This window comes from Stenotrophomonas sp. C3(2023) (assembly GCF_032911385.1).
Taxonomy (GTDB): Bacteria; Pseudomonadota; Gammaproteobacteria; order Xanthomonadales; family Xanthomonadaceae; genus Stenotrophomonas.
The window spans coordinates 1114577-1126585 of the sequence record NZ_JAWJLO010000001.1 but is presented as its reverse complement, the minus strand read 5'-3'; the positions used below and the strand labels follow the sequence as shown (position 1 = coordinate 1126585).

Below are 12009 nucleotides of genomic sequence, written 5' to 3'. Positions count from 1 at the left end.
GCGAGGCGCGCGCGGACGCTCTGGTAGAATCGGGTGATGACCGATACCGCCGCGCCCCTTCCCCCATCGCCCGCCGCTCCGGCGCACCGCGTGATGTCCCAGCGTTTCCGTGGTTTCCTGCCGGTGGTGGTGGATGTGGAGACCGGCGGTTTCGACTGCCGGCGGCACGCCCTGCTTGAGATCGCCGCAGTGCCCATCGAGATGGACGACGCGGGTCGCCTGTACCCGGGCCAGACCGCCAGCGCCCATGTGGTGCCCGCGGAAGGTCTTGAGATCGACCCGAAGTCGTTGGAGGTGACCGGCATCGTGCTGGACCACCCGTTCCGCCTGGCCAAGGACGAGAAAGCAGCGCTGGACCATGTGTTCACTCCTGTGCGCGCCGCCATGAAAAAGTACGGTTGCCAGCGCGCGATCCTGGTCGGTCATAACGCCCACTTCGATCTCGGCTTCGTCAATGCCGCCGTGGCGCGCGTGGAGCACAAGCGCAACCCGTTCCACCCGTTCAGTGTGTTCGACACTGTGACCCTGGCCGGTATCGCCTACGGCCAGACCGTGCTGGCGCGTGCTGCCACCGCCGCCGGTCTGGAATGGGATGCCAACGAAGCCCACAGCGCGGTCTATGACACCGAGCAGACCGCCAAGCTGTTCTGCACCATCGCCAACGCCTGGCCGCGCTGAGGAACGCGTTACGACCAACGGTCGTCACCTACCCGAGTGAGCCGCGGTGTTCGTAGCGCCGGGCTCTGCCCGGCGAGCGCGCAGCGCGGCCGCTCGCATTAAGCGCGCCGCCGCGAAGGCTCCGCTGTCGGCAGGTGACGACCGTTGGTCGTCGCGCATGAGGGCGCGGCCGCGCCGTGATGCGGTGCGCATGGCAACAGCGTGACGACCAACGGTCGTCACCTACCGGGGCCGGGCGCGGTGTTCGTAGCGCCGGGCTCTGCCCGGCGAGCGCGCAGCGCGGCCGTTCGCATTGAGCGCGCCGCCGCGAAGGCTCCGCTGTCGGTAGGTGACGCCGTCAGCCGATGCTCGTGCGGTCGCGGCCGTCACTCTTGGCGCGGTACAGCGCGCGGTCGGCCCGCTGGTACAGCAGCTTGGGCGTACGGTCGTTCCGCTCCAGCTCCACCAGCCCTGCGCTGAAGGTCACCGTCAGGCCGGCGATGCCACCCCAGTCCTGATGGTCATGGAACAACCCGCGCAGGCGCGCGCAGACCTGGGCCGCCTCGGCCAGCCGGGTGTCGTTGAGCAGCAGAGCGAATTCCTCACCGCCGGTGCGCGCCGGCATGTCCGAGTCACGACACGCCGACGCCAGCAGCTGCGCGACCTCGACCAGCACGGCGTCACCGATGCTGTGCGAATGGCGGTCGTTGACGTCCTTGAAGTGGTCCACGTCCAGCACGACCAGACACAGCGGGTGGCCGCTGCGCTGCGAGCGGGCGAAATCACGCGCCAGTGCTTCGTCGAACGCGCGCCGGTTGGCAAGGCCGGTCAAGGCATCCTCGCGCGCCTGCCGCTCGAACGCTTCGGCCTGCACGGCCAGGCGTTCGGCCAGCGCGGTTTTCTCCGCATTGAGCGCCTGCAGATGCAGGGTCTGCGCCTGCAGATCGCGGGTCGCCTCATCCACCCGCTTGGCCAGGCGGATGTTGCTGCGCTTGTAGCGGTTGATCAGATAGCGGTACAACGCCACCAGCCCGGCCAGCAGCAACAGTACCACCGCCGCCCGCACGCTGCCCTTCTGCCACCACAGTGGCTTGATGGTGAAGGCCCAGACCGCCTCGCTGTCGCTCCAGTTGCCACCGGGGTGCGCCGCTGACACGTGCAGCACGTAATCGCCCGGAGGCAGCCCGATGAACTCCACGCTGCGCTGCTGGCCGCGCTCGACCCAACCGCTGTCCAGCCCGTCCAGCCGGGTGCGGTAGCGAATGCGCTCGGACATCAGGAAGCTGAGACCGACAAAGGTGACCGTCAGCCGGCTGCCGCCTTCCACCGCCGTGCGCGGCGCGCCCTCCCAGTGAATCGGCACGCCGTCCACCTGCACGCTTTCCACCACCGCCGGTGGCGCCAGCCGCTCGCGGAAGCGCTGCAGCCGCAGCGGATCGACCGTGCTCAATCCCCCGGCGGTCACCACCCAGAACGTCCCGTCCTGCCGCAGCAGCGCGGCCGGACCGGAACTGCCATTGGCCTGTGAATTGGCCATGCCGTCGATTTCGTTGTAGCGCTCCACGCTGATGCGCGCGGCACGCCCGTCAGCGACCTCGTTGAGCATGGCCATGTCGGTGCGCAGCACGCCGCGGTTGCTGCTGACCCAGACGTTGCCCAGCCGGTCCGGGACCAGCTGGAACACCGTGTCCACCGGCATGCCCTGCTCCAGCCCGACGCGGGCCAGCTGCCCGTCCTGGTAGCGGTACAGGCCCCGGTCGCTGCTGATCCACATCGCATCGCCGATCTGCTGGAAGCCGAACACACTGCGCCCCCCGCCGAGCACCGACAGGTCGATGTGCTCGACCTTGTCGCCACGGATCACCCAGATGCCTTCGATCGTGCCGATCCAGAGATTGCCCTGCGGGTCGTGCGCCAGCGCGGTGGTCAGCCCGCCGGGCAGGCCGTCCAGGGTCGGCACGCCGGGGCCACGCGCATCGATCCGCACCACGCCCTTCTGGGTGCCTGCCCAGACCACACCATCCGGGGCAATGCTGATGGCGCGGATGTTGCCGCCCGGCATGCCCTCGCGGGTGTCATAGGTGTGCAGCAGGCGGCCAGAGCGGTCCAGCTTGAGCACGCCATCGCCGAATGTGCCCACCCAGATGCTGCCGTCGCCGGCCTGGGCCAGGCTCAGTACCGAGGGCGCCTTGCCACCTCGGTTGTGCAGCGGCACAGGCTCGAACGCGCCGTTGCGCTCACGCCGGTCCAGACCACTGGCGCTGCCTACCCACAGGGTACGGTCACGGTCCTCGAGCACGGTGCGCACGTAGTCGCCGCTGAGTCCGTCGCGCTCGGTGTAGCTGCTGAACAGGGTTTCGCGCAGCCGGTACAGGCCGCCGTTGGCGCCTACCCAGATGCTGCCCTCGGCATCCTCGCGCAGACTCACCACCCGCCCACCGGGCAGGTTCAGGCCCGCCGGCAATCGTTCCAGTCCGTGCTGGGAGATGCGCAGCAGTCCCTGGTTTTCGGTGCCCAGCCAGAGATCGCCGTGCCGGTCCTGCAGCATCGCGGTCATGTGGATCTGACCCGGCAGCCGGTGTGCGAGCCGGGGTATACCGTCATCCATCCGGTACAGGCGCTCGCCGGCCACGATCCACAGTACGCCGTCGGGTGCGCGATACGGCCAGACCAGGCCGCGCCCAAGGCCCCAGGCCTCCGGGGCGCGCTTGAGCACGCCATCGGTATCGCGCAGCACCATGCCGTCCAGCGTGCCGACCCAGACCCGATCCTGCGCATCCACCGCCAGTTTGGTGAAACTCAGCGCCAAGGGCAGGCCGGGTGGCGGCGCCGAGTACGAAAACTCGCCATCCGGCCCCAGGTAACCGATCCCCTTGCCTTCATACAGCAGCCACAGCCGGCCATGGCTGTCCATCTGCATCGCGTTGACCAGCACCTGCGGGATTTCAGGCCGGCGGTCCCAGACATCCCAACGCCCGTCCAGCGTGCGGCGGCTGATGTTGCCCCGCGAATCGCTGATCCACAGCGCACCCTGACGGTCCACCAGCAGTGAACCGATGCCGTTGTCACGCAGCGGTGGCCGCGAGCTGCGGTCGAACACGGTGAAGTCCAGGCCGTTGTAGCGCACCAGCCCTTCCCAGGTGGCAAACCACAGGTGCCCTTCAGGTGTCTGCGCGATGTCACGCAGCGAGTTGTGCGGCAGGCCGTTGCGCGAGGTCCATACATCGATCGCGTAGTCCCGCAGCGGCGGCGCACCGCCATGCGCCGCGCACGCCAGCACCGGTGCCAGCAACAGCAGCAGGCCCAGCAGGCCGCGCCATGCCACGGTGATCCACTCCCCCCTGGAGCCGATCACCGGATGCGATCTCCGGGCGCGGCCGTACGCCACGCACCCAGTCGATCAGGGACGGATACCGAGTTGCTCATGGGACGGGTGCTGGGAAGATGTGCGCATCATAGGCAAAACCGTCGCCGTTTGCCTGTACGGCGGGGTCAGCTGCTGCCGCGTGCCGGGGCCAGCACCGGCGCCGCCCAGTGCACCACCGCTTCCAGGCCGCCGCCCTCCCGGTTGCGCAGAGTCAGGCGTGCCCCGTCCTTGCTGGCCAGCGCCCGGGCGATGGTCAGCCCGAGGCCGGCGCCGCCGGTCTGGCGCGACCGCGAAGTCTCCAGGCGCACGAAGGGATCGAACACCGTCTCCAGCGCTTCCGGTGCCAGGCCCGGGCCACGGTCGGCCACGATCACCCGCACGCCGTCCGCGCCGTGTTCGGCGCGCACCTGCGCGCTGTGTCCATACATCAACGCGTTGTCGAGCAGGTTGGCAAACAGCCTGCGCATGGCCAGCGGGCGCAGCATCATCACGACCCCGCAGCCGGTCTCGAAGCGGGCATCGGCGCCTGCCTCGCAGGCATCTTCCACCAGACTTTCAAGCAGCGAGTCCAGATCCAGCGCCGCGCGCTGCTCGGCGCTCTCGGCGCTGCGCGCCAGCTCCAGCCCTTCGCGGATCAGCGCCTGCATGGCCGCCAGGTCGGCCACCAGACGCTCGCGCAGCTGCTCGTCGGCCACATTCTCCAGCCGCAGGCGCAGCCGGGTGACCGGGGTCTGCAGATCGTGGGTGATGGCCGCCAGCATGTGCGTGCGTTCGGCCAGATGACGCTGCAGCTGCTGCTGCATGGCGTTGAACGCCTCGGCCGCGCGCCGGACCTCCAGCGGACCGGCCACCGCCATCGGCTCACGCCCCAGGTCGACGCCCAGAGACTGCGCAGCGGCTGCCAGCCGCTGCAGCGGCATGCTCGCGGTCCGCGCGACCACATAGGCGAGCACAGCGATGGCCAGCACCAGCAGGCTCAGAAACAGCGGGTCTACCGCCAGTGCGCCGTTATGGGCCACCGCCGGTGACTCCAGCGCCAGCGCCAGCGGCGTACCGTCACTGAGCTGCAGCCGGACGGCGCGGCAGCGCGGGGGAATATACGCCGGGTCGCGTACGCGCGGCTTGCGGCGCTCCCCCTGCGGTCGCGGCGGCAACAGGTCGTCCAGGCGTGGCAGGCAGGCGCCATAAGAGGTGAAGTTCACCTGCGCGCTGGCCACCGGGCCAAGCCGGGCAGCCAGGATCTCCTGCAGCGCCGGGTCGCTGCGGCCGATGCGGGCATCGTCAGCGAGCCGGCGCACCGCCGGACCACCGCCGGCCAGCAGCCGCTCGCGCAGTTCCACATTGCCATCGAGCAGGTTCACGTAACCCTGCAGGCGGTCGGCGATACGGTTCAGATTCTGTCGCTCGAACTCCTGGTGACGCTTGGTACCGGCCAGCAGCGTCGCCCCGACCGCTGCCACGCTCATGCCCAGCAGCAGGATGACGAACAGGCGCCCGACCATCGAGGAAAAGAAGCGGCGCAGACGCCTCATTCCAGAGCCACCGCCGTGGCCAGCACATAGCCTTCGTTGCGCACGGTCTTGATCAGCCCGTCGGGACCGCCATCATCGGCCAGCTTGTTGCGCAGCCGGCTGACCTGCAGGTCGATCGCGCGGTCCTGCGATTCGTAGCTGCGGCCGCTGCTCAAGGCCACCAGCTGCTCGCGCGAGAGCACCTTGTTGGCATGCCCCACAAACACCCGCAGCAGCCTGAACTCCGCACCTGAGAGCACCACCACGCGGCCATCCGGGTCGACCAGATGGCGGTGTTCAAGGTCGAACACCCAACGCGAAAACCGCGCGCGGCGGATCGCCAGCGGCTCCAGGTTGGCCGGCAGCGCCTCGGTGCGCCGCAGCACGTTGCGGATGCGTGCCAGCAGCTCGCGCGGCTCGAAGGGCTTGGCCAGGTAATCGTCGGCACCCATCTCCAACCCCAGCACGCGGTCGATCGGCTCGGCGCGCGCGGTGAGCATGATCACCGGTGTGGCCGAGCGCGCGCGAAGGTCGCGGCACAGGGTCAGGCCATCTTCGCGCGGCAGGTTGAGGTCGAGCACGATCAGGTCGACATGCTCACGTTCAAGCACCTGGCGCATGGCGGCGCCATCGGCTGCGGTGCTGACCTGGTAGCCGGCGCGGCCGAGCTGCTCGGCCAGCAGACTGCGGATGTCATTGTCGTCATCGACGATCAGCAGGCGATGCATCGGGTTCACGGTCTCCATGGCGGCCATCATCCCCTGTCGCCCGCTGAACCGCACGCGCCAGGTTGCGTTGCAGTGTATCTGCCGCCGCCTGCGACACACGGTGATACCGGGCTGGGCCTGTCATGTTACAGACAGACACACATCGAGGATTGAGCAAGCAGGCTGCGGCTTCGCACAATGGAACCTGACGCCGCCCCGCGGCCTGCCGAGTAGCCCCGTCCGTGAAGCTCCCCCTGCTGCCCAAGACCCGTCGCGGTCGCCTGCTGTTGTCCATCGCCGTGCTGCTGCTGATCGCCGTGGCGACCTGGTGGCTGCTGCTGCGCAAGGCCCCGGCGCCCGCGCTGGCCACCTCCCCGGTAAGCCGGGGCAGCATCGAGCAGACCGTGGAAGCTACCGGCACCATCGACGCCTTCAAGCGCGTCAGCGTGGGTGCGCAGGTGTCCGGCCAGGTCAAGTCGCTCAAGGTGCAGCTGGGTGACACGGTCAAGGAGGGCGACCTGATCGCCGAGATCGACGCCACCACCCAGGAAAATGAAGTACTCAACGCCGAAGCCACGCTGGAGCAGACCCGTGCACAGCGTGCCGTGCAGGCTGCCAGCCTGCGCCAGGCCGAACTGGTGTTCGCGCGGCAGAAGGAGATGCTGGCCGCCGAAGCGACCTCGCAGCAGGATTACGACAATGCCGAAGCCGCGCTGAAATCCGCGCGCGCGCAGATCCAGAGCCTGGACGCGCAGATCCGTGGCAGTGAGACCCGGCTGGGCACGGCGCGCGCCAACCTGGCCTATACCCGCATCACCGCGCCGATGGACGGCACCGTCGTGGCGGTGGTCACCGAGGAAGGTCGCACCGTCAACGCAAACCAGAGCGCGCCGACCATCGTGATCCTGGCCCGGCTCGATGTGGTGACGGTCAGTGCCGAGATCTCCGAGGCCGATGTGGTCAAGATCAAGCCCGGCATGCCGGTGTACTTCACCACGCTGGGCGATGCCGACCGACGCTACGAGGCCACACTGCGCCAGGTCAATCCGGCACCGGCCTCGATTGCCAATGAGAGTTCGTCCGGCTCCAGCTCGTCCAGTTCCAGCTCCAGCAGCGCGGTGTACTACAACGCGCTGTTCGACGTGGACAACCCGGACGGTACGCTGCGCATCGACATGACGGCCCAGGTCTCGGTACTGCTGCAGCAGGCCAGGGACGCCCTGCTGGTGCCCACCGTGGCGCTGGGGCCGAAAACCCGTGACGGCGAGCAGGTGGTACGCGTGGTCGACGCCAACGGCCAGCCGCAGCCGCGCAAGGTCAAGGTCGGCATCAACAACGGCGCCAACGCGCAGATCCTCTCCGGCCTGGCCGAGGGGGACCGCGTAGTGGTCGGCGAAGGCGGTGCTGCCGGCGGCGGCGCTGGCAACAGCGGCCGACCCGGCGGCGGCGGCATGCGCATGGGGCCGAGCATGGGAGGTCCGCGCCGATGAGCAGCACCCCCACCCTGCCGGGTGACGGTGGCGCACCGGCGCTGCTCCGGCTGCGTGATCTGCGTCGCGAGTTTCCCGCCGGTGAGGACACCATCGCCGTACTGCGCGACGTCAACCTGGACATCCGCGCCGGTGAGATGGTGGCCATCGTCGGCCAGTCCGGCTCGGGCAAGTCGACCCTGATGAACATCCTGGGCTGCCTGGACCGGCCCACCCGCGGCAGCTACCAGGTGGGCGGGCGCGAAACCGGGAAAATGGAAGCCGACGAACTGGCCGAGCTGCGTCGCGAGCATTTCGGCTTCATCTTCCAGCGCTACCACCTGCTAGGTGACCTGGATGCGCGCGGCAATGTCGAAGTGCCGGCCATCTACGCAGGCAACCCCGGCCAGCAGCGCAGTGCCCGCGCCGAACAGCTGCTGCAGCGGCTGGGGCTGGGCGACCGCATGGGGCACAAGCCCGGCCAGCTCTCCGGCGGCCAGCAGCAGCGCGTGTCGATCGCGCGCGCCCTGATGAACGGTGGCGAGGTGATCCTGGCCGACGAGCCCACCGGTGCACTGGATACGCGCTCGGGCGAAGAAGTGATGGGCATTCTCGGCGAGCTGCATGCCGAGGGTCATACCATCATCATCGTCACCCACGACATGAGCGTGGCCGAGCATGCCCAGCGCATCATCGAGATCCGCGACGGCGAGATCATCGCCGACCGTGCAAATCCGAGCGCGCCGCATTACCGAGCGCAGCGCGCTGCCAGCACGGCTGCGGGCAAGGGCAGCAGCTGGCGTGCCGCCCGTGACCGGTTCACTGAAGCCTTCCGCATGGCCCTGCTGGCGATGAACGCCCATCGCCTGCGCACCTTTCTGACCATGCTCGGCATCATCATCGGCATCGCCTCGGTGGTGTCGGTGGTCGCATTGGGCAACGGCTCGCAGCAGCAGATCCTGCAGAACATCAGTTCGCTGGGCACCAACACCATCGATGTCTACCCCGGACGCGGCTTCGGTGACATGCGCTCGGCGCGGGTGCAGACGCTCAAGGCCAGCGACGCTGACGCGCTGGCACAACAGAGCTACGTGGACAGTGCCACGCCCAACGTCTCCACCTCGGCGACGGCACGCTACCGCAACCTCTCGGCCACCGCGCAGATCAGTGGTGTCGGCGAGCAGTTCTTCCGGGTCAAAGGTGTCTCCCTGGTCAGCGGCAGCTTCTTCGACCGCGACGCGGTGCGCTCGCTGGCACAGGTGGCGGTGATCGATGAGAACACCGCCACCCAGTTCTTCCCCGGTGAGAATCCGGTGGGCCAGGTCATCCTGCTGGGCAAGGTGCCGGTGCGCGTGGTCGGCGTGGCCAAACGCCAGGGCTTTGGCTTTGGCGGCAGTACCAGCCTGAGCGTATGGGTGCCCTACACCACGGCAATGTCGCGCATGCTCGGGCAGAACTTCATTTCGGGCATCACCGTGCGTGTGGCCGACGACACGCCGATGGATGCGGCGCAGTCGGCGATCACCAACCTGCTGACCCTGCGCCATGGCACCGAGGATTTCTTCCTCAGCAACAGTGCCGAAATCCGCGAAACCATCGAACAGACCACGCGCACGATGACGCTGCTGATCGGCGCCATCGCCGCCATTGCGCTGTTGGTGGGCGGTATCGGCGTGATGAACATCATGCTGGTCTCGGTGACCGAGCGGACCCGTGAAATCGGTGTGCGCATGGCCGTGGGTGCCCGCCAGAGCGACATCCGCCAGCAGTTCCTGATCGAGGCCGTGTTGGTGTGCCTGCTCGGTGGCCTGATCGGCGTCGGCAGTGCGCTGGCGCTTGGCGGCTTAATTGCCCGCTTCTCCACCGATTTCCAGATGGTGTTCTCCACCGGTTCGATTGTCGCCGCGTTTGCGTGTTCGACCCTGATCGGCGTGGCGTTCGGCTTCCTGCCGGCCCGCAGCGCCGCACAGCTCGACCCGGTGGAGGCCCTGGCCCGCGAATGAGAATGAACATGTCTGATCACCCCCGCATGCCGCCCCGCCTGCTGCTGGCCAGCGCCCTGCTGGTCACCCTGGCCGGCTGTGCCAGCGTCGGCCGTTACCCGGTCGCCACCCCGACCGTTCCTGCGCAATGGGCCCGCGGCGATGCCGGCGGCAATGCAGTCGGCCAAACGCCGCGCAGCGGGCTGGACCAGCCCTCTGTCGACATCCGTAGCGACACCTGGTGGCAGGGCTTCGGCGACCCCCGCCTGGACCGGCTGGTCAGCCACGCGCTGCAGGTCAACAACAGCCTCGCCGTGGCCGGGCTGAACCTGCAGCGCGCGCAGCAGTCGGCCGGCCTGGCGCGTATCGCGCAATGGCCCGACCCCTCGCTGTCGGGGCTGTCGACGTCGCGCTCACGCCCCATCGATCAGTCGGCCGACTGGCAGCGCAACGGTGACTACAGCACCGGCGTGGGCCTGCAGTGGGAGATCGATCTGTGGGGCAAGCTGCGTACCCAGCGCGACATCGCCGGCTGGGAAGCGCAGGCCACCGCCGAAGACCTGCAGAACACCGCGCTGAGTCTGATCGGCCAGGTGGTCAACCAGTACTGGGCACTGGCCTACCTCAACCAGTCCATTGCGGCCGGCGAGGCCGACCTGGAGCAGGCCGAGCGCACCCTGCAGCTGGTACAGACCCGCTTCGATGTCGGCGCGGTGGCACGGCTGGAACTGCGCCAGGCGAATCAGCGCCTGCAGGCGCAGCGCTCGGCACAGAGCGCTCTGGAACAGCAGCGAGTGGAAGCGCGCAACGCGTTGACCGTGCTGCTCGATGGCCAGCCCTGGCCGCAGGCCGATGAGCCGCAGAGCCTGGCCGACGCCCGCAGCCCGGCCATCGCCGAGGGGCTGCCGGCCGACCTGCTGGCACGACGGCCCGACCTGCGCGCGGCCGAGCTGCGGCTGCGCAACAGCCTCAAGCGCATCCACGTCACCGCCACCCAGTACTACCCGACGCTGAGTCTCACCGGTGGCGTCAGCACCAGTGGGCCGAGCCTGGGCGATGTGCTGCGCAATCCGGTGGCCACGCTGGGCGCCGGCCTGGCCCTGCCCTTCCTCAACCTGCCACGGGCGCAGTTGAACGTGGACATGGCGGGCACCGACTACCAGATTGCCGCAACGCAGTTCCGCGACACGCTGTACGCCGCATTGTCGGAGGTCGACAACGCATTGTCCGCCCGCGAACAGCTGGCGCTGCAGGTTGCCGCATCGCAGGCCTCCTACGAGGAGGCGGTGGAAGTGGAACGGGCACAGGCAGTGCGTTACCGGGTCGGTGCGATCGACCTCACGACCTGGCTCGAAGCGCAGCAGACCCGCCGCTCGGCCGAACTGTCACTGGCACGCGTGCGGCAGAGCCAGCTGGCCAACGACGTGACGCTGTACAAGGCGCTCGGCGGCAGCGCGGGCTGAGCGGCACGGAGCGCAGTGCCAGCGCCGGGCTGGCACTGTGTAGCGGGCTTACCCGCGCTGGCGCACGGCCTCGAACAGGCTGACGCCGGCGGCAACCGAGACGTTGAGGCTCTCGATTTCACCAGGCATGGGAATCTTGACCAGCCTGTCGCAGTTTTCGCGGGTCAACCGGCGCAGGCCGTCCGCTTCGCCACCCAGCACCAGCGCCACGTTGCCCTTCAGGTCCACGTCGTAGAGCGAGCCGGTTGCTTCGCCGGCCAGGCCGTAGATCCACACGCCGAGCTTCTGCAGGTCCTTCAGGCAGCGCGACAGATTGGTGACCGACACCACCGGGATGCGGTCGGCCGCGCCGGCCGAGGTCTTGCGCACCGTGGCGTTGACCGTGGCCGACTTGTCCTTGGGGATCACCACGGCCGTGGCCCCGGCCGCAGCAGCCGAGCGCAGGCAGGCGCCGAGGTTGTGCGGGTCCTGGACCTCGTCCAGCACCAGCAGCAGGGCCTTGCCCTCGGCCGCTTCGACCAGCCCGGCCAGCTCATTCTCGCTGTAGGTGCGGGCAGCGGCATAACGCGCCGCCACGCCCTGATGGCGTACCGACCCGCCGACGCCATCGAGCGCCTGCGCGGTGACGCGACGGACGTCGATGCCCTTGCGACGGGCGTTTTCCTCGATCTCGGTCAGCCGCGGATTCTTCGCCCCGCCTTCGACCAGCACTTCGCGCACATTCTCGGCATCGTTCTCGATGGAGGAAGCGACGGCGTTGACGCCGACGATCCACTGGCTGTTCTTGCTCATGCGGGGCGGGACCGGGAAAGGGGGACGTTATGGTAGTGCATTGGAGCAGCCCACGTAGAGC

General features: G+C 68.7%; 8 protein-coding genes. 4 read left to right on the top strand and 4 right to left on the bottom strand.

Annotated features, from left to right (window positions below; genetic code table 11):
- Nucleotides 1–93 precede the first annotated feature (93 nt).
- Nucleotides 94–678, top strand: a complete 585-nt coding sequence (rnt, locus tag RZA67_RS04880) for a ribonuclease T (protein ID WP_317213813.1) — start codon at nt 94–96, stop codon at nt 676–678.
- Nucleotides 679–1015: 337 nt separating this feature from the next.
- Here the strand turns inward: rnt and RZA67_RS04875 are convergent, their stop codons facing one another.
- From RZA67_RS04875 to RZA67_RS04865, 3 genes are all read right to left on the bottom strand, one after another.
- Nucleotides 1016–4012 (bottom strand): two-component regulator propeller domain-containing protein, encoded by a 2997-nt coding sequence (locus tag RZA67_RS04875; protein WP_317211495.1) that lies wholly within the window; start codon nt 4010–4012, stop codon nt 1016–1018.
- A gap of 137 nt (nt 4013–4149) precedes the next feature.
- Entirely contained in the window at nt 4150–5556 is a 1407-nt protein-coding gene (locus RZA67_RS04870; RefSeq protein WP_317211494.1) for an ATP-binding protein, read from the bottom strand.
- The gene (locus tag RZA67_RS04865; RefSeq protein ID WP_317211493.1) at nt 5553–6281 is read right to left on the bottom strand and encodes a response regulator transcription factor; all 729 of its coding nucleotides are present in this window, start codon (nt 6279–6281) and stop codon (nt 5553–5555) included. Before RZA67_RS04865 ends, RZA67_RS04870 begins: the two co-directional genes overlap by 4 nt.
- A 203-nt stretch (nt 6282–6484) precedes the next feature.
- Here RZA67_RS04865 and RZA67_RS04860 point away from each other — a divergent pair, with 203 nt between their 5' ends.
- From RZA67_RS04860 to RZA67_RS04850, 3 genes are read left to right on the top strand one after another with little or no spacing between them, the layout of a single operon-like run.
- The gene (locus tag RZA67_RS04860; RefSeq protein ID WP_317211492.1) at nt 6485–7732 is read left to right on the top strand and encodes an efflux RND transporter periplasmic adaptor subunit; all 1248 of its coding nucleotides are present in this window, start codon (nt 6485–6487) and stop codon (nt 7730–7732) included.
- Nucleotides 7729–9714 carry a MacB family efflux pump subunit gene (locus RZA67_RS04855; RefSeq protein WP_317211491.1) on the top strand — a complete coding sequence of 662 codons (1986 nt, stop codon included), beginning with the start codon at nt 7729–7731 and terminating at the stop codon, nt 9712–9714. Before RZA67_RS04860 ends, RZA67_RS04855 begins: the two co-directional genes overlap by 4 nt.
- A gap of 8 nt (nt 9715–9722) precedes the next feature.
- A complete protein-coding gene (locus tag RZA67_RS04850; protein ID WP_317211490.1) occupies nt 9723–11156 on the top strand; it encodes an efflux transporter outer membrane subunit in 1434 nt (477 codons plus the stop codon).
- 48 nt (nt 11157–11204) lie between these two features.
- On the opposite strand, the gene rlmB is transcribed toward RZA67_RS04850, so the two are convergent.
- Nucleotides 11205–11948 (bottom strand): 23S rRNA (guanosine(2251)-2'-O)-methyltransferase RlmB, encoded by a 744-nt coding sequence (gene rlmB / locus RZA67_RS04845; protein WP_317211489.1) that lies wholly within the window; start codon nt 11946–11948, stop codon nt 11205–11207.
- Nucleotides 11949–12009 lie beyond the last annotated feature (61 nt).